Source organism: Mesorhizobium sp. M8A.F.Ca.ET.208.01.1.1 (assembly GCF_004791315.1).
In the GTDB taxonomy this organism is placed as follows: domain Bacteria; phylum Pseudomonadota; class Alphaproteobacteria; order Rhizobiales; family Rhizobiaceae; genus Mesorhizobium.
This window is the reverse complement of sequence record NZ_SRUT01000004.1, coordinates 476,237-494,320: the sequence shown is the minus strand read 5'-3', so window position 1 is coordinate 494,320 and position 18,084 is coordinate 476,237. Positions and strand designations below refer to the sequence as shown.

Sequence of the window (18,084 nt, the reverse complement as noted above, 5' to 3'; positions counted from 1 at the left end):
GGAAAGCCCAAAATGCTCATCCGCATCGCACTCGCCAGAAAACTTCTCGTCATCCTCAACGCAAAAGCACGCGACGCGAGAAGCGAATTCGCAAATGCAACTTGACACCCCAGATAGTCGCTCTCCCCCGATCGACGGGGGAGAGGAAAGGCGCCAGGCCTTTTTAGCCGTCAACTCGCGTCCAGCAACGCTCCCTTCCTTTCCCTCCGGAGGGGGGAAAGGTGGCGCTGCGAAGCAGCGACGGATTGGGGGAACCACGTGGCAATCAAGCCTCGGGCCGATCACGCCAGTCACAGAAGATGTGTTCATAGCGTAGCCAAAGCGGGGGCGAGGAACCCAAGCTGGCCTGGCCAGCACCGGCAATTTGTCGGCTAAGCCGTAGCTACGGGAAAACTCACCACCACGGCGAGGCCGGGCTTACGGTCCTCAAGCGCGATGGTCGCGCCGTGCAGATCGGCGATGGCCCGGACGAGGCTGAGGCCAAGGCCGCTGCCGGGCGTCGACCGGCTGTGATCCAGCCGGTAGAGCCGCTGAAACACTTTTTCGCGCTCGCCCGGAGGAATACCGGGGCCATTGTCGGCGACGCTGGCAAGGACACGCTCGCCCCGACGCGTCACCGTCAGGTTGATGGTCGTGCCGGGAGGGCAATGGCGCAGCGCGTTCTCGACCAGATTGGCGAACATCTGCGTCAACAGTTCCCGGTCGCCATGGACCCGGTCCACCATTTCGTTCAGCTGCGTGGGCGACAGCACCTTCCCGTCATCCTCGGCCACTTCGGTGTAGATCTCGGCAATGGTCCGCAGGATCTCGCCGAGATCGACATCGGTGAAGCGCGCCTTGCGCGCGCCGGCCTCGATCTGGGCGATCCGCAGCAGCGCATCGAAAGTCTCGTTGATCTGGTGGCCTTCGGAACGCGCGTCGGCCAGATCGTCGGAGACGTCTTGGCGCCGCGCGGCCTTGTCGGCGGCGCTCTCCAGGATCATCTGCAGCCGGTTGAGCGGCGTCTTCAAATCGTGCGCGATGTCGGCGCTGACCTGCTTCATGCCTTCGACCAGCGCCGACAGGCGATCGAGCGCGGCGTTGACCTGGCTGGAGACGATGTCGATGTCATCGTCCTTGCCGGTCAGCGGGATGCGGGTGTCCAGCCGGCCATGCGAGACGTCGACCATGGTGGCGGCAATGCCGTCGAGACGGCGCTGGACGCGCGAGGCGAGCAGGGCGCCGCCGGTGACGGCCAGGCCGGTGATGATCAGGGTCGCCCAGCCGAAGCTCATCAGCATGATCGTTTCCAGCTCCTCCGTCTCGGAGAGGCTGAAGGCGACGGTCAAGGTGTCGGCGCCGACCGAACCGGAATAGGCGCGGTATTCGGTGTCCGGGGGCAGGCCGGGCATCTCGGCGCCGAACATCGAGAAGCCGTCGGGAAGTCCCGCCGCGGTGAAGTTGCCGGCCAGGCGGTTACCGGCCGCGTCGGTCAGCGAAAAGAGCTGCTCCTTCTTCGGGCTGCGCGTGGCGTGGCTCTCCACGGTCTCGACCAGCTCCTTGGGATCGTTGTCGGCATAGGCTGAGGCGATGACGGCGTAGGTTTCCTTGATGGTGTCGTCAAGCTGCTCGGCGAGATCGGCGCTCATCATCTGGTAGACGATCGCGCCCGCCAGCACGAAGGCCAGCATGAACAGGAAGGCGAACGTCAGGGCGAGCCGGAACGGCGTGCTGCGCAGCAGGCGGGTCCATGCCTCCGTCATGCGGAAAGCGGCGCGTGCAGACTGTAGCCGGTGTTGCGGATGGTATGGATGAGCTGGGTTTCGAACGGCTTGTCGACCTTGGCCCGCAACCGGCTGATATGGGTTTCGACGACACTGGTCTTGGGATCGAAATGAAAATCCCAGACGCGCTCCAGAAGCATGGTGCGGGTGATGACGCGGCCCTCGCCGCGCATCAGCACCTCCAGCAGGCTGAACTCCCTCGGCTGCAGGTCGATCGGCTGGCCCTGCCTGACGACGCGCCGCATGATGAGGTCCATCTCCAGGTCGGCAACCTTCAACACCGTCTTCTGCTCCTGCGCCGCCGGCCGCCGGCCGAGCGCATTGATGCGGGCGAGCAGCTCGGAAAAGGCGAAGGGCTTGACCAGATAGTCGTCGCCGCCGGCCTCGAGGCCCTCGACGCGGTCGTCGATGCCGCCGACGGAGGTGAGGAAGATCGCCGGCGTGCGCACGCCCGCGGCGCGAACCGCCTTGACCATCGACAGGCCGTCGAGGCCGGGGATCATGCGGTCGGCGATGATCACGTCGTAGGCGCCGCTGGTCGCCGCGAAAAGCGCGTCATGACCGTCGCGCAGGAGGTCGCAGACATGGCCGGCCTCGGTCAGCCCCCTGACGACGTAATCGGCCGTCCTTTGGTCGTCCTCGACAAGAAGAAGTCGCATCGCTGTTCCGGTTGATTGCCGATGTCGGGGGCAGGCTATCACCGGCACGGGTTGGTTCCTAGGACCGCGGTGAAGCTGGCCGATCCCGCGGCGCTCGCCGCCTGGGTTCAATCCGAGTCCAGCAACATCTCGTCGAGCTCGTCGGCATTCTTTCTCAGCGTCATGTAGAGAACCAGGGCGACGATGCAGCCGAGGAAGACCAGGCTGGTGAAGGTGGTGCCGAAGCCGAGGCCGCCATATTCGACGGGCTGCGACAGCCAATCGCCGAAGGACGCGCCAAGCGGCCGCGTCAGGATGTAGGCGAGCCAGAAGGCCAGGATGCCGTCCAGACGGAGCAGATAGTAGGCGAGAGCGATGAGCGCGATGACGCCGCCGAACAGCAGGCCCGTGGTCAGATAGCCCATGTCGAAGCTCTCGGCGACCAGATCGCCGGCGGCGGTGCCGAGCGAGAAGGTGAAGAGGATCGCCAGCCAGTAGAAGATCTCGCGCCGGGTCGTGAAAATGGTGTGGATCGACAGCGTCCGTTCGGCTGCGTACCAGACCGCGAACGTCGCCGCGAGCACGACGCTGAAAGCAATCGTGGTCGTTTCGAGACGCACGCCGAAAGTGTCGACGAGATTGTCGGTGATCAGCGTGCCGACGACGCTGATCAGCACCACCGCCAGCCAGTAGGCCCAGGGCACGTAGCGCTTCTGCGCGAACTGGGCGACAAGGGCGACGACGAGGACGCCGGTCATGATCAGCGAGGTGACGGTCAGTCCGAGCCCGAGATTGACGGCGAGATAGTCGGCCGCCGTCTCGCCCATGGTGACGGCCATCAGCTTGATCAGCCAGAAATCGAGAGTGACGTCGGGAACCCTGTTTTGGTTTGGTGCGGTGGGAAGCGCGAGCATGGCAGATATCCCGATGTCGATGGTTGCGGTGGCGATCCGGCATCCGGACAATAGGCAAACGGCTTCACCCCAGCCTGTCCGCTGGCATACAAATTCGTAAGGATCGCTGTCGTTGACGCAAAAGGCCTTTACGAAAGCCTCGCGGTGCGCTGATAGAGGGCGAGCGCCTTGTATCCGCCATCAATGGCGTGCCCCAGTGGCCGGGCTCGCACGGAGCGCCCCAGGAAAACCCGAATGACCTACGCCTCCCTCAAGCCGGTTTCGAAGGCTTTCGATCAGCGCAAGCGGCTGATTTTCATCCGCATCGCGGCGGCGCTGGCGGTGCTGCTCCTGTTCCTGACCAAACCGGCGCTCAGCGAAGGCTCGGATGGGCACGAAACGCTCGAACTGGTCGGCTTCTGCCTGGTGCTGATCTGCGTCGTCGGCCGGCTGTGGAGCATCCTCTATGTCGGCGGCAAGAAGAATGAGGAGCTGGTTTCGACGGGACCGTTCTCGATGAGCCAGAACCCGCTCTACTTCTTCTCGACGGTCGGCGCGGTCGGCATCGGCCTGCTCTACGGCTCGCTGGTGGCCGCCGCCGCCCTTGGCGTTGCCAGCTTCCTCATCTTCCGCGTCACGGCGCGCAAGGAAGCCGAATATCTCCTGGGCAAGTTCGGCGCGGCCTATACAGCCTATATCAAGGCGACGCCCCGGTTCTGGCCGAACCCGCTGCTCTACCGCGACAATGACGAGCTGCAGTTCTCGACGCGCGCGCTGCGGCGCACCTTCTTTGACGGACTCTATTTCCTCGCCATCTTCCCGGCCATCGAGCTTATCGAGTATTTGCGGGAGACCGGCGTGATGTTCCCGGCCTTCGTCACGCTTTACTGATCGGCTAGCCGCCCAGCGGATAGGGCATGTAGCCGACGAAGCCTGATATCTTCCAGTTCGCCCCGACCTTCCGGCAAAAATACAGCGTCTGCCATTTCAGCCGGTCGACGCTGCCATCCGCCTTGGCGACGCTGCCGTCGAACTTCTTGTGCAGCACGGCGCGGTCGCCGTCGACATCGATGTCGCGCAGATTGGTGACGCGAAACAGCGCCTCGCGCAGCGGCTCGGCGAATTTGGTCGCCGCCGTCTCCTTGGCCTGGCGCAGCCACTCGTCGCGATAGATTTCCAGCCTGGGGAATTGCAGCCGCCAGGCATCGGCGTTGGCCAGGAAATGCGCGTGCATGCCAAAGAAGCTTTCGGCGACGAAGTCGTTCTCGACCATGGACCAGTCCTGGCCGATGAAGGCGTCGATGTCGCGCCGCACCAGCATCTCCCACAGCGCGTGGCGGTCGGCGTCGCCTGAAGGAAACGGGTTCTTGTCGAAGGTCATTGTCGGGGTCTCCGTCTCGCAAGGGCGTCTGTCCGTCGTGGCGTCGAGCCCGTCCGGCAAGCGCGTACGATGCAAGCGCTTCTGTAATAAAGCAACACGGATTTCGAAGAATGTTGCTTTCCAACAAGGCCCCTATCGGGATCGCCCCGATCGCGGTAAATCTCCCCCAAAGCGGGTGCCGCCTCGGTGCCTCGCCGCGTCATCGGAGGAGCCATCCCGTGCCCAAGCAGACTTTTGGAACGTCCCACGTGCCGCTATCGCCCGCCGTGCGGGCCGGCGATTTCGTCTTTATCTCGGGCCAGGTTCCGGTCGGCGGCAACGGCATCGTGGTCAAGGGTGGCATCACGGAACAGACCGAGCAGGTGCTCGCCAACGTCAAGGCCGCGCTGGCGCTGGCCGGCTGCACGATGGACGACGTGGTCAAGACCACTGTCTGGCTGGAAGACGCGCGCGACTTCGGTGCCTTCAACGCGGTCTATGCCAGGCATTTTCCCAAAAATCCGCCGGCGCGCACCACGGTCGAATCGCGGCTGATGATCGACATCAAGATCGAAGTCGAGGCCGTCGCGTACAGGCCGGCCTGAAAGACGAAGCAACAAGGCGGAGGCATCTCCATGCAATTCGACCTCCTGCTGAAGGGCGGACGGCTGATCGATCCGGCGTCCGGCATCGACGCACCACGCGATGTCGCTATCGCCAATGGCCGTGTCGCCGCGGTCGACGCCGACATCCCCGTGACCAGCGCCGCGCAGGTGGTCGATGCGACCGGTTGCATCGTCGCGCCCGGCCTCGTCGACCTGCACAGCCACGTCTATTGGGGCGGCACCTCGCTCGGCGTCGATGCCGACCGGCTCGCAGCGAAAAGCGGAACCACCACCTTCATCGATGCCGGCAGCGCCGGTGCGGGCAATTTTCTCGGCTTCCGCCGCCATGTCATGGAGCGCTCGAAGGTGCGCATCCTGGCCTATGTCAACGTTTCCTTTGCCGGCATTTTCGGCTTCTCGCAGACGGTGTCGGTCGGCGAATGCAGCGATCTCCGGCTTTGCGAGCCGCGCGAGGTGGTGGCCGCGGCGCGCGAGCACGCCGACGTCGTGGTCGGCGTCAAGGTCCGCTCCGGCAAGCATGCAGGCGGCACCAGCGGCATCGCGCCGGTGGATCTGGCGCTGGAGGCCGCCGACAAAGCCGGACTGCCGCTGATGGCGCATATAGATGAGCCGCCACCCGGCCGCTCCGAAGTGCTGCCGCGCCTGCGCCGGGGCGACATCCTCACCCATTGCTTCCGGCCGTTTCCCAACGCGCCGGTCTTCGCTTCCGGCGCGGTGCGGCCCGACATGCGGCTGGCGCGCGAGCGCGGCGTCATCTTCGATCTCGGCCACGGCATGGGCTCGTTCGACTTCGACGTCGCGCGCGCGATGCTGGCCGAAGGGCTGGCGCCCGACGTCATTTCGAGCGATGTGCATCTCTATTGCGTCGACGGGCCGGCCTTCGACATTCTGGTCTGCATGTCGAAGCTGATGGCGCTCGGCATGCCGGTGGCCGAGGTCTTGCGCGCGGCGACGCAAGCGCCGGCGCGGGCGATCGCCCGGCCGGACCTCGGCACGCTGGCGGTCGGTACCGTCGGCGACGTCGCCGTGCTGCGGCAACGCCCAGGCCGCTTCACCTTCGTCGATGCGGTTGGCGCCTCGCTCACCGCCGATCAGCGGCTGGTATCGGAAGGCATCGTCATCGGCGGCACCTGGTGGCCGAACGAAGCGGCCAACGATGTCGGCGAGACCGAGCGTTTCGCGGCGCATGCGCGACATACGCATGTCGAGGTGGCGGCCCGGCATTTCGGGCACCGGCATGAATGATCAGCCAATCTCCCCCCTCGTGGGGGAGATGCCCGGCAGGGCAGAGGGGGGCGCGAAGGAACGCAAACCCTGGCCATCCTGCGACCTGCAAAGAACCTGTGCCAAGCGCAATCGCAATCGGCTGAGAGGCCGGCGGGACAGCGCCCCCCCTCTGGCCTGCCGGCCATCTCCCCCACGAGGGGGGAGATCAGCAGCTTCACTGCCTAGCGTTACTAGGCTTGCCATAAACCGGCGTATCGATCCCTTCCATCCGCGCCTTGATCTGCAGGGCTACGTACTTCGAATAAAACCGCGACAGCGCCAGATTGCCGCCGTGGAACCACAGCGCTTCCTGCGCCGTCGGTTTCCACATGTTGCGCAATTCGCCTTGCCAGGGGCCGGGGTCGCCCTTGACGCCGGAGCCGAGGCCCCAGCACGGGCCGACCTTGTCGGCGACTTCGCGCGAGACAAGCGCCGCCACATTCTCGTTCATCGACTGGTAGCCGGTGCAGGCGACGATGGCGTCGGCCTCGAGCTCGCTGCCGTCCTCGAACAGGATGCCTTTCGGCGTCAGTGATTTGATGGCGACGCCGCTGCGGATGCCGACCTTGCCGTCGATGATCAGGTCCGAGGCGCCGACATCGATGTAATAGCCCGAGCCGGTGCGGTAGGCCTTCATCAGCAGCCCGGTTTCGTCGTCGCCGAAATCCAACGCGAAGCCGGAGGCGGCGAGCCGTTCATAGAAATCGGCGTCGCGCGCGCGGATGACGTCGTAGAGCGCGCGCTGGCCCTTGGGCACCAGCGCGAACGGCGTCGAGGCGACGATCATGTCGGCCTTTTCCGTGGTGATGCCGCGCGCCAGCGCATCTTCGGAGAAGATTTCGAAGCCGACCTGCATCAGCGTGTCCGACTTGACCACGGTGGTCGGCGAGCGCTGGATCATGGTGACGTCGGCGCCGCTCTCCCAGAGATCGACGCAGACGTCGTGCCCGGAGCTGGCCGCGCCGATGACGGCGACCTTTTTGCCGCGGAATTTCTCGCCACTGGCATACTGGCTGGAATGCAGCAGCTCGCCCTTGAACTGGTCCGCGCCGGGCAGCTCGATCTTGCGCGGCGGACCATAGGCGCCGGTGGCAAAGACGATATGCTTCGGCTTCAGCGTGATGCGCTGGCCGACGCGATCGACCACCACGGTCCATTCTTTCTCCGCCTCGTCGTAACTGGCGCTGAGGCACCTGGTGGCGACCCAGTAATTCAGCTCCATGACGCGCGTGTACATCTCCAGCCAGTCGCCCATCTTGTCCTTGGGCGTGAAGACGGGCCAGTTGTCGGGGAAGGGAATGTAAGGCAGATGGTCGTACCAGACCGGATCGTGCAGCACGAGGGTGCGATAGCGGTTGCGCCAGGAATCGCCCGGCCTTGCATTCTTCTCGATGACAATGGTGGGCACGCCGAGCTGACGCAGCCGTGCGCCGAGCATGATGCCGCCCTGGCCGCCGCCGATGACCAGGCAATAGGGCTGCTCCGAGACGCCGAGCTCGCGCGTCTCGCGTGCCCGCGCCTCCGACCAGGTCTCGCGCTCGGGGTCGGCCTTGTGGCGCACGCCGAGCGGCCGCGCCGGTCCCTTGCGCTCCTCAAACCCCCTGAGGTCGGTCATCGCCGTGAACAGGGTGCGGCAGCGCCCATCGCGCAGCCGCATGATGCCTTGTCCCGTGGCCACCGCCGTTTCGAACGTGAACCAGGCTTCGATGGTGCCTTCATCCGAGGTCGCTTCGCCGGTGATCCGCCAGCCGGTTGGCCTGGTCGTCGCCAAAGTCGACTTCAGCATGCCGGCGATGGCCTCGCGGCCTTCCATGGTGGTGACGTTCCAGGTGAAGGTCAGCAGGTCGCGCCAGTAGCAATCGTCGACGAAGAGGTTGCTTGCGGCGGTCACATCGCCGGCTGCGAGCGCCTGCGCCAGGGATGCGAGCCATGCGGCTGCCTGTTTCGTCGGTGCCATTTCGAGCATGTCTTCCCTCTTTCTTCTTCCTTCTCCCCTTGTGGGAGAAGGTGGATCGGCGCGCAGCGCCGAGACGGATGAGGGGTGCGCCACGGGGTGCCGTCGGTGCCAAGCTGGAACACCCCTCATCCGTCGCCTTCGGCGACACCTTCTCCCACAAGGGGAGAAGGAAGAACGCCTCATCAATCCCCGAGCGGCTCCATTTCCTTGCCCGTGCGGTGAATCTGGGCGTTGTATTTGATGCGGCGGACCGTCTCGCGGGCGGAGCCGTCGAGCTTGTAGGCCGAGGCCACCGCCAAAAGGTCGATCATTGCCAGGAAGGCATAGCGCGAGGCGGTCGGCTTCAGCGTGTCGGGATATTCGGGCACGGCGACCGTCAGCCTGACGTCGCAGGCGCGGGCGAGCTCGGTGTCGGGCGCCGTCACGGCGATCCCGTTGGCGCGGTAGTGCTTGGCGAGTTCGACGGCCTCGATCACTTCGCGCGTGCGCCCGGTCGCCGAGATGGCGATCACCAGGTCGCCAGGCTTCAGCGTCGAGGCGGTCATGCGCATCAGGTAGGGATCGCACTGGGCGCTGATCGAGATGCCATAGCGAAACAGCCGGTACTGGGTTTCCTGCGCCAGCGCCGAAGAGCTGCCGCCGAGCCCGAACACGGTGACCTGCCGGGCCCGGGCGATCAGCTCGGCCGCCTTTTCCAGCTCACCCGGATCGAGCTGCCGCTCGGCCTCCTGCAATGCCCGGCGCGCTTCGCCGAACACGGCGTTCCAGAACGGCATGCCGGTATCGCCCTCCCTGGCCGGCGAGGTGTCCAGATAGAGCGCGCCGACGACGAGGCTCTGTGCCAGCTTCAGCTTGAAGTCGCGCACGCCCTCGCAGCCGATGGCGCGGCAGAAACGGGTCACCGTCGGCTCGCTGACGCCGGCGCGCTGGGCAAGGGCGGCGTTGGAGGCGTCGACCGCGTATTTGACGTTTTCGAGCACGACATCGGCGACGCGGCGTTCGGCCGGGCGCAATTCCGCGTAGGAATCCTTGACGAGCGAGATGATGTCGGGAATGCGCCGGACAGGCTCGTCCCCGGCCCCCCCTTCGTCCACGATCGGATGGCTGGCAGCTTCGGTCATGAAGGCGGTCTTCCCTAGCCCGTTTTCGACCTGACCTCTTATCATGTTTGCACGCCGTCGTTCCATGCGCCCGGCACTGTTGCAACCGATGCGTGCCGCAAGGACGGCACCGCGTGCGCTTGTCTAACTATGTAGGAAAGCAACACGGATTTCAAGGCAAAGAAAATATTATAAAAACAACCGGCTAACACATATCCTAGATTCTGATGATACGCTTACCACCACCGGCGCTTGACAGCAAAGTAGGATAGTTACACACTGATTTCTGGCAGTCGGATGACCTATTGGATCATCACGCAATCTCCGAGGGGCGGATGAACGCGGGCGAAGCAACAACGCCGAAGCTTGGCGTGCAGGCAGCGACCAAGATCTATCACACGGCGTCCGGCGACCTCCTGGCGCTGGACCGCTGCAGCCTTGACGTCAGGGCCAATGAAATCGTCTCGATCGTCGGCCCGTCGGGTTGCGGCAAGACCACGCTTCTGTGGTCGATGTCGGGCCTGCACGGCCTGACCGGCGGCGAGATCCGGCTCGACGGCAAGGCGATCACCGGGCCGCATCCCGATATCGGCATCGTGTTCCAGGAAGCCAACCTTCTGCCGTGGCGCAATCTCGACGCCAACATCCGCTTTCCCTTCGAGATCAAGGGCGAAAAACCCGACCGCGCCTGGATCGCGCATCTCCTGAACCGGGTCGGCCTCGACGGTTTCGGCGGCAAGTTCCCGCGCGAGCTCTCGGGCGGCATGCAGCAGCGCGCGGCGATCGTGCGGGCGCTGGCGCTGAAGCCTTCGGTGCTGTTGATGGACGAGCCGTTCGGCGCGCTCGACAGCTTTACCCGCGAGGAGATGAACCGGCTGGTCGAGGAGATCTGGCTCGACACCAAGACCACCATCGTCTTCATCACCCACTCGATCGAGGAAGCGATTTTTCTCTCCGACCGCGTGGTGGTGCTGAGCGCGCGGCCGGGCAAAGTCGCCAAGGAATATCGCGTGCCGTTCGCGCGGCCGCGTTCGCTGGAGATCATGGCGACGAAGGAGGTTTTCGACCTCACCAACCGGATCAAGATGGACATTGTCGGCGAGCGCACCAGGCCGAAGGCGCCGGAACGCCCGAGCGCCGAGATCGTGAGGATCAGGCCGTGAGCGACGCCATTCCCGAATTCTCCAAGTCGAAATCAGGTGATGGACAGGACGTCAGCCTGACCAACCTCTCGGCCTTCGCCAGTGGCCCCGGCATCAAGTCCGGGAAAGAGGTGGCGGCCATCCTCGCCGTCGCCGTCATCATCATCGGCGGCATCGAACTGGCGCTGCGGCTGTTTCACGTGCCGCTCTACATCATGCCGCCGCCGAGCTCGATCGGCTATGCGCTGTTCGACGAGTTTCCGCTGATCGCGCCGCATCTTGGCTACACGCTGGTCGAGCTGGTGTCCGGCTTTGCCATCGGCGCGGTGATCGGGCTGGTGCTGGCCGCCGTCATCACCCAGTTCCCCTTCGCGGAAAAGATCGTCGCGCCCTACATATTGCTGCTCGTCACCACGCCGATGCTGGCGCTGGTGCCGCTTTTGATCCTGCGCTTCGGTTTCGGCTACACGCCGCGTATCATCGCGGTGGCGCTGGCAGCCGGGCCGATGGTGATGATCAACGCCGCCACCGGCTTCCGCCGCGTCGACAGCGCCAAGATCGCGCTGGCACGATCCTACGGCGCCAGCACCTTGCAGATCTTCTGGAAGATCCGCGCGCCGATGGCGCTGCCGATGATCCTGGTCGGGCTGATGATCGGCGCCATCTTCGGCCTGCTCACGGCGGTCGGCGCCGAGATGGTCGGCGGCGGCTTCGGCCTCGGCAACCGGCTCACCACCTATTCGTCGATGATCCAGATGCCGCAATTCTTCGCCGTGGTGCTGATCCTGTCGATGCTGGGCATCCTGATCTACGTGCTGTTCTTCCTCATCGGCAAGAAATGGGCGAGCTGGGAGGCTTGAAGCAGAGGGCAATGACCGCGCCCCGGAGACGGGCGACTGACCAACATCAAACAAAAAGGGGAATGCCATGACCAACGACAATTTCATCCACAAGGCGGGAATGAGCCGCCGTACCTTCCTGCAGGTCACCGGCGCCGGGTTGGTGACGGCGACCGCGCTAGGCGCGTCGGGCCTCGAGGCCAGAGCCGAGGCCTATGGAAAATTCACCTGGATCTCGCCGCGCGGCACGCTCGAAGTGCTCGACGACTATCCCTACTGGGCGGCCAAGAAGGCCGGCTATTTCGACGGGCTCGACACCGACATGCAGCCGGGACCGTCCGACGGCACGGCAACGGTGAAGTTCGTCGATGTCGGCCAGGCCGACATGGGCTTTCCCTCGCCCGGCGTGTTCTCCTTCGCCATCCAGAACGGCATGAAGCTGAAGTCGGTGTTCCACATGGGCGCGCGCGACACGTTCTCCATCGCCTTCCGCAAGGGCGAGGGCTCGAACGACCTGAAGAAGCTCGAAGGCAAGACCATCCTGCTCGGTTCCGCCGCCTGGCAGTCGATCACCGATCCGCTGCTGGCCGCGCAAGGCGTCGACATCAAGAAGGTCAAATATGTCGAGGCCGGCTGGCCGACCTGGGGCACCGCGCTTGCCGGCGGCCAGGGCGACGCGGCGCTGTCATGGGAAGGCTTGCGCGCCGAATGGATCGCCAAGGGTCTCGACTTCGAATACTGGCTCGGCGTGAAGAACTCCAAGCTGCCGGCGAACACCTTCGTCGTGCGCGCCGCCGACCTTGCCGATCCCGACAAGAAAGCGTTCCTGGAAAAATACCTGCGCGGTTGGGCGATGGGCCTGGAGTTCGGGTATCAAAATCCGCGCGCGGCGGTCGAGGCGGTGTTCGAACAGTTCCCGACTTTGGCCAAGAACCTCGGGCCGGAGCTCGGCACCACCTCGATCCTGCAGCAGATCAACGTCTTCCGTGGCGACATGGACAAGCGCGGCGGCTGGGGCTCGCACGACATGGCGAGCTGGCAGGGCTTCTTCGACGAGATCCACAAGATCGGCCAGATCACCAATCCGGTGAAGGCCGAGGATGTCTGCACCAACGATCTCATTCCCCCAGCCAACGACTTCGACAAGGCCAAGGTGAAGGCCGACGCCGACGGCGTCAAACTGTCGGAAGGCTTCGCCGCGCTCGATGTCGAGAAGATCAAGGCGCATCTGTTCGATTCGGCGGTGAAGTAGCACCGGCAATTGCCGAAGTCGGCGCCGCCCCTCACCTGCCTGCCGGCATCCTCTCCCCGTATAGTGACGGGGAGAGGGGCGCTCGCGTCGATGATTTCGCCAATCGCTAACGTTGCGGCCAGCTACTTTCTCCCCGTCACTATACGGGGAGAAATGCCCGGCAGGGCAATGAGGGGCGGCGCCAACCTGGCGTGATTTGCTCTGGACGAAGCAACAAGGGCGGCAGCGCGCCGCGCACGATTCAATCAGGAACGGGAGGCAGTAGTGGCCGACAAGGTAAAAGTGCTGGTGGTGGGTCTCGGCAATATGGGTGCGTCGCACGCCAGCGCCTATCACCGCTCCGAGGGTTTTCAGATCGTCGGCATCATGAGCCGCTCGATCAAGAGCAACACCAAGATCCCAGCCGAACTTGCCGGCTATCCGCTCTACGAAGATTTCGACGTGGCGCTGAAGGAGACCAAGCCGGACGCCGTCTCGATCAACAGCTGGCCCAACACGCATGCCGAATACGCGCTGAAGGCGATCGCGGCCAACTGCCATGTGTTCATGGAAAAGCCGCTCGCGACCAACATCCAGGATGCGGAGAAAGTGGTGGCCGCCGCGCGGGCGAAAAACCGCAAGCTGGTGCTCGGCTATATCCTGCGCGTCCATCCCTCATGGATCAAATTCATCGAGGTCGGCAAAACGTTGGGAAAGCCGCTGGTGATGCGGCTCAACCTCAACCAGCAGAGCAGCGGCAGCGCGTGGCACTGGCACAAGAACCTGATCGATTCGCTGATCCCGATCGTCGATTGCGGCGTGCATTATGTCGACGTCATGTGCCAGCTGACCGGCGCGAAGCCGGTCCGCGTGCACGGCATCGGCGCCAAATTGTGGGCAGAGGCCGACAAGCAGAATTACGGCCACCTGCACGTCACCTTCGACGACGGCTCGGTCGGCTGGTACGAGGCCGGCTGGGGGCCGATGATGAGCGAGACGGCCTATTTCGTGAAGGACGTCGTCGGGCCGAAGGGTGCGGTGTCGATCGTCGCCGGACAAGCCGCCAGCACCGCTTCCGACGCTGAAGTGTCGAACTCCGCCGACATCGATCGCCACACCAAGACCGATGCGCTGAAGATCCACTATGCCGCGGTCGACGGCGACAAGAACTTCAAGAAACCGGACGAGATCGTCAGCATGGAGGACGAGCCCGGCCATCAGGAATTGTGCGACCGCGAGCAGGCCTTCTTCCTGCGCGCCATCCGCGAGGACCTCGATCTGACCGAGCAGATGGACGCGGCGGTCAACAGCCTGCGCATCGTGCTCGCGGCCGAACAGAGCATCGAGCTGGGGCGGACGGTGGAACTGGGCTGATGCAATCCGGCCGCTGGCGCTGGAGGAGGCGCCGGCGCGGCCTGATCTTCCAGGGCAAAGATTGGAGCCTCCACAGGACAATCGTTTCAGGTTCGCGCAGCCCCTCATTGCCCTGCCGGGCATTTCTCCCCGTATAGTGACGGGGAGAAAGACGCGGTCGCTGATGATTTCGCCAATCACCAGCGTTGCAGAAGGAGCGCCGACGATCGCGACAGCCCCTTCTCCCCGTCACTATACGGGGAGAAGGGGCCGGCAGGCGGATGAGGGGCAGTGTCAACGTCGGCAATTGGCGTCGAGAATTGGGAGAGAGACATGATCACCGACAGTCTGTTGAAAACCTACGCTGACTCAGACGCGCTTGACCTGGCCGCGCTGGTGCGTGGCGGCCAGGTTTCGCCGGCGGAGCTGGTCGAGGCGGCGATCACGCTGGTCGAGCGGTTGAATCCGTCGCTCAACGCGGTCATCCACCGCCTCTACGACATGGCGCGCGCGCAGGCGCGCACAGTCGACAGATCGGCTCCCTTTGCCGGCGTACCATTCCTGCTCAAGGAACTGGCCTCCTCCTGGACAGGCGCGCCGAACACCAATTCCTGCCTCTATCTGAAAGACGTCGTCGCCGACTTCGACACCGAAGTCGTTCGCCGCATGAAGGCGGCGGGACTGGTGCTGGTCGGCAAGTCGAACGCGCCCGAAAATGGCTGGTCGATCACGACGGAGCCAAAACTCTACGGCACGACGAAGAACCCGTGGAAGGAAGGCATCACGCCCGGTGGATCGAGCGGCGGCGCGGCGGCGGCCATCGCCTCGCGCATGGTGCCGATCGCGGAAGCAAGCGACGGCGCCGGCTCGATCCGCATTCCCGCCTCCTGTTGTGGCATTGTGGGCCTGAAGCCGTCGCGTGGCCGCGTCAGCCTCGCGCCATTCGGCGACTATTGGTATGGCGGCGCCTATTTTCTCTGCTGCTCGCGCACGGTGCGCGACACGGCGGCCTATCTCGACGCCGTCGCCGGCGCGTTGCCCGGCGAGCCCTATACGCCGCCGGTGCCGGATGCGTCCTGGCTCAGCCTGTCGGGGAGCGCGCCGAAGAGATTGCGCATCGGCTTCACCGTCACGCCGCCCAACGGCACGGCCATGGATCCGGAGGTGAAGGCTGCGGTGCTGGCGACCGTGGCGACGTTGGAGCGGCTTGGCCATGATGTCGACGAGCACGACATGCCGCTCGATGCCAACGGCGTGTGGACGACCTACACCAACATGACCTGCGTGCAGACGGCGGCGACCTTCGACTATCTCGAAACGGTGATCGGCCGGCCGGTAACGCCTGGCGATGTCGAGGCGGTGACCTGGGCGATCATCGAGCGCGGCCGCGCCACCAGCGGCATCAGGCACATCTGCGATGTCGAGCAGCTCAGGCAGGTCGGCCGCGACATTGTCGGCGACCTCAATGGCTATGATCTTTTCGTCACGCCCACCTTGACGCAATTGCCGCGCCCGTTCGGCTATTACGACATGTCGGAGACGGACATCGACCGCTACAACGCCAAATGGACGGACGCCGTCTTTGCCTTCCCGTTCAACATTTCAGGCCAGCCAGCGATCTCGCTGCCGCTCGGCTGGTCGAAAGGCGGCGTGCCGATCGGCGTGCAGCTGGTCGGCCGCTACGGCGACGAGGCGACAGTGCTGGCGGCGTCGGCGCAGCTCGAAGAGGAAATGCCTTGGAGGGACAGGCGGCCGCCGGTGAGTGCTTAGCAGCCAAGGGCCTAAGCATCGGCGTTCGCGCTCTACGGCGCCCCCCTCTGGCCTGCCGGCCATCTCCCCCACGGGTGGGGAGATTGGCGGCTTCGGCGCCGGCTCCTCTTCTTGCCATGTTGAAGATTGGCGACGGCGGCTACGACAGTCGATCTCCCCCCTCGTGGGGGAGATGCCCGGTAGGGCAGAGGGGGGCGCCGTAGAGTGCCAACGGCGATAGGGACCGCTACCCAATCACCTCCAGCCGCCTCGGCAGCCGGTTCATGGCGACCGGTCCATCCGGCGTGATCAGGAACTGGTCCTCCAGGTTGAAGCTGGCGAGGCCGTCGATGTAGAGCGGGATCTCGAAGGCCAGCACCATGCCTGGCTCGATCACGACATCGCTGCCGGCCGCGATGAACGGCCATTGTTCGGAAAACACCGACTGGCCGACGCCGTGGCCGAAATGGCCGCGGCGGTAGGAGCGCAGGCCTTGCCGCGCCAGGCTATCGGTGGCGACGCGATGCACATGGGCGAGCGTGTTACCGGGGACCAGCTCGGCCAGGCCATCCTCGAAGGCGCGCTCGGCGATGGCGTGCAGTTCGGACTGATCGGCGGAAGGCGGGCCGAAGGTGAAGTTGCGCGACATGTCGGAGGCGTAGCCGCCAACCGTGCAGACCATGTCGCATTTCAGCGGATCGCCAGCCACGGCCCCGGCGTCCGCGCCCTTGGCCTTGGCACCGAGCGTCATATATTCGGCTGTGGCGACCAGGTGGGACAAGCCGGCCGCCGCAGTGGCGACGCCCTGCCGGTAGAGCGCGACGAGGTCGCCCAGGCGCATGCCGGCCATGGCATCGACCTGCAACCGCTCGAGGCCGGCCTCGGACAGGAGGATGCCTTGCCGCAGGAGGTCGATCTCGCGCTGCGACTTGACGGCGCGCAGCCGGTCCAGCACGGGCGAGCCGTCGACAACAGGGCAATCAGGCAGCAACGCCTGGATGGCGGCAAAATCGGCGGCGGCAATGAAGTCGAGGTCGAGGCCGAGCGTGGCGCGCCCCAGCCCGAAATCGAGGAGAATGGCTTGCAGCTGGCGCACCGAGCCGGCGAGATCGAAAGTGGCGGGCCGCGAGAAATCCGGCGCGCGGTCGAGCGAAGCCAGGCCGGCCTCGATACGCTCCGCCAGAGGAAGGCCGTGAGGCCCTGTCTCGACCGGCGCGGATTCGATCCAGATCGGGTGCGAACGCACAACCATTTCGGGCGCCGAGGTCCGCAGCTGCGCCGCGTTGAAGTCCGCGACCACGACGCCGATCGGCAGGTCCTGACGGGCGGGGATGACGACGAAGCCGGCGCCGGCGCGCCGGAACAGGCCGGCCGGGCCGATCGACGCGCCGGTCGCATAATGGAAGGCCTCGGGCGCGCAGAGCACCAGCGCCGCGATGCCGGCGCGTTGCATCAAATGTGTGGCGCGCTGGCGATCGACAAAGCCCGTCATGAAATTTCTCCATATGCCCGAACCGGCAACGGAGCATTAAGGGTGCGGACAATCAAGCGGCCGACAATGGCTACTTGATCGATTCCAGCTTGGTCAGCGCGGCGGTGAAGCCGGCCAGCGATACCGGGATGGTGACCGGCTTGCGGGTGACGGATTCCATGCCGATGTTCAGATTGGTTCCCGATTTCATCGCCTTGACCAGATCCGGCGGCAGCGGCGTGGCGGCATAGGCGCCGTTCTGGTCGCTGGTCTGGATGGCGATGGTCGTCTTCTGGCCCTGGTCGACCTGATAGCTGGCGCCGGACGGCAGGAACAGGCCGTGCGGCAAAGCGAGCAGCATGGCAAGGCTGCCATTGGCATTGTCGCGGCGCACCGTCACGGTGAGCACGCGCTGTCCTGTCTTGGCTTCGGTCAGGTTCTGCGACAGCTGGCATTGAAGCTCGGCGTTCGCCGAGCCGCTGGAGCAGTTCACCGCCCAGGGATTGGCGTCGGCCGGCTTGGGCGGGGCCGATTGGGGCTGGGCCGGTTGGGGCTGGGCCGGCTTGGCCGCGTCCTCGGCAAGTGCGGGTCCAGCGACCGACAGGATGAGCCACAGAGTGACAATACCTACGGCCAAGCCTGAAATATTAGCTCTCGCTAAAGCAACTGTCATATTCCTTGTGCCCCGGCTGGTAT

Annotated in this window: 16 protein-coding genes and 1 pseudogene; 9 read left to right on the top strand and 8 right to left on the bottom strand. The window is 64.9% G+C overall.

What is annotated here, in order from left to right; genetic code table 11:
- Positions 1 to 105 (top strand): annotated as a pseudogene (locus EN851_RS37870) (IS110 family transposase); the annotation flags it as partial.
- Positions 106 to 371: 266 nt separating this feature from the next.
- Here EN851_RS37870 and EN851_RS21975 read toward each other — a convergent pair.
- The 3 genes from EN851_RS21975 to EN851_RS21965 all read right to left on the bottom strand — a co-directional run bounded on the left by EN851_RS21975 (position 372) and on the right by EN851_RS21965 (position 3,315).
- Entirely contained in the window at positions 372 to 1,742 is a 1,371-nt protein-coding gene (locus tag EN851_RS21975) for an ATP-binding protein (RefSeq protein ID WP_135930043.1), read from the bottom strand.
- Entirely contained in the window at positions 1,739 to 2,422 is a 684-nt protein-coding gene (locus tag EN851_RS21970; protein ID WP_135883964.1) for a winged helix-turn-helix domain-containing protein, read from the bottom strand. Before EN851_RS21970 ends, EN851_RS21975 begins: the two co-directional genes overlap by 4 nt.
- Before the next feature lie 107 nt (positions 2,423 to 2,529).
- Positions 2,530 to 3,315, bottom strand: a complete 786-nt coding sequence (locus tag EN851_RS21965) for a hypothetical protein (protein WP_135930042.1) — start codon at positions 3,313 to 3,315, stop codon at positions 2,530 to 2,532.
- Positions 3,316 to 3,549: 234 nt separating this feature from the next.
- Between EN851_RS21965 and EN851_RS21960 the strand changes: the two genes are divergently transcribed.
- Entirely contained in the window at positions 3,550 to 4,185 is a 636-nt protein-coding gene (locus EN851_RS21960) for an isoprenylcysteine carboxylmethyltransferase family protein (protein WP_127278164.1), read from the top strand.
- A gap of 4 nt (positions 4,186 to 4,189) precedes the next feature.
- Here the strand turns inward: EN851_RS21960 and EN851_RS21955 are convergent, their stop codons facing one another.
- Positions 4,190 to 4,675 (bottom strand): hypothetical protein, encoded by a 486-nt coding sequence (locus tag EN851_RS21955; protein ID WP_127873604.1) that lies wholly within the window; start codon positions 4,673 to 4,675, stop codon positions 4,190 to 4,192.
- 218 nt (positions 4,676 to 4,893) lie between these two features.
- Here EN851_RS21955 and EN851_RS21950 point away from each other — a divergent pair, with 218 nt between their 5' ends.
- Both EN851_RS21950 and EN851_RS21945 read left to right on the top strand, forming a co-directional pair.
- Positions 4,894 to 5,259, top strand: a complete 366-nt coding sequence (locus EN851_RS21950) for a RidA family protein (protein WP_127278607.1) — start codon at positions 4,894 to 4,896, stop codon at positions 5,257 to 5,259.
- A gap of 30 nt (positions 5,260 to 5,289) precedes the next feature.
- Positions 5,290 to 6,525, top strand: a complete 1,236-nt coding sequence (locus EN851_RS21945; RefSeq protein WP_135930041.1) for an amidohydrolase/deacetylase family metallohydrolase — start codon at positions 5,290 to 5,292, stop codon at positions 6,523 to 6,525.
- Positions 6,526 to 6,721: 196 nt separating this feature from the next.
- Here EN851_RS21945 and EN851_RS21940 read toward each other — a convergent pair whose 3' ends face one another.
- Positions 6,722 to 8,512 carry an NAD(P)/FAD-dependent oxidoreductase gene (locus tag EN851_RS21940; RefSeq protein WP_135930054.1) on the bottom strand — a complete coding sequence of 597 codons (1,791 nt, stop codon included), beginning with the start codon at positions 8,510 to 8,512 and terminating at the stop codon, positions 6,722 to 6,724.
- A gap of 173 nt (positions 8,513 to 8,685) precedes the next feature.
- On the bottom strand, positions 8,686 to 9,624 hold the full coding sequence (locus EN851_RS21935) for a MurR/RpiR family transcriptional regulator (protein ID WP_135930040.1): 939 nt from the start codon (positions 9,622 to 9,624) through the stop codon (positions 8,686 to 8,688).
- Positions 9,625 to 9,938: 314 nt separating this feature from the next.
- On the opposite strand from EN851_RS21935, the gene EN851_RS21930 reads away from it, so the two are divergent.
- From EN851_RS21930 to EN851_RS21900, 5 genes are all read left to right on the top strand, one after another.
- Positions 9,939 to 10,766, top strand: coding sequence for an ABC transporter ATP-binding protein (locus EN851_RS21930; protein WP_127278610.1), 828 nt, complete (start codon positions 9,939 to 9,941; stop codon positions 10,764 to 10,766).
- Complete coding sequence (locus EN851_RS21925) at positions 10,763 to 11,605, top strand: ABC transporter permease (protein ID WP_127278611.1); 843 nt, start codon at positions 10,763 to 10,765, stop codon at positions 11,603 to 11,605. The genes EN851_RS21930 and EN851_RS21925 overlap by 4 nt, the downstream gene beginning before the upstream one ends.
- 67 nt (positions 11,606 to 11,672) lie before the next feature.
- Positions 11,673 to 12,836 (top strand): ABC transporter substrate-binding protein, encoded by a 1,164-nt coding sequence (locus tag EN851_RS21920; RefSeq protein ID WP_127278612.1) that lies wholly within the window; start codon positions 11,673 to 11,675, stop codon positions 12,834 to 12,836.
- A gap of 264 nt (positions 12,837 to 13,100) precedes the next feature.
- Positions 13,101 to 14,189, top strand: a complete 1,089-nt coding sequence (locus tag EN851_RS21910; protein WP_135930039.1) for a Gfo/Idh/MocA family oxidoreductase — start codon at positions 13,101 to 13,103, stop codon at positions 14,187 to 14,189.
- Positions 14,190 to 14,501: 312 nt separating this feature from the next.
- On the top strand, positions 14,502 to 15,938 hold the full coding sequence (locus EN851_RS21900; RefSeq protein WP_135930038.1) for an amidase: 1,437 nt from the start codon (positions 14,502 to 14,504) through the stop codon (positions 15,936 to 15,938).
- Positions 15,939 to 16,164: 226 nt separating this feature from the next.
- Here EN851_RS21900 and EN851_RS21890 read toward each other — a convergent pair whose 3' ends face one another.
- On the bottom strand, positions 16,165 to 17,409 hold the full coding sequence (locus tag EN851_RS21890; protein WP_135930037.1) for a Xaa-Pro peptidase family protein: 1,245 nt from the start codon (positions 17,407 to 17,409) through the stop codon (positions 16,165 to 16,167).
- A 70-nt stretch (positions 17,410 to 17,479) separates the two neighbouring features.
- On the bottom strand, positions 17,480 to 18,025 hold the full coding sequence (locus tag EN851_RS21885) for an invasion associated locus B family protein (protein ID WP_245512167.1): 546 nt from the start codon (positions 18,023 to 18,025) through the stop codon (positions 17,480 to 17,482).
- Between the last annotated feature and the right edge of the window lie 59 nt (positions 18,026 to 18,084).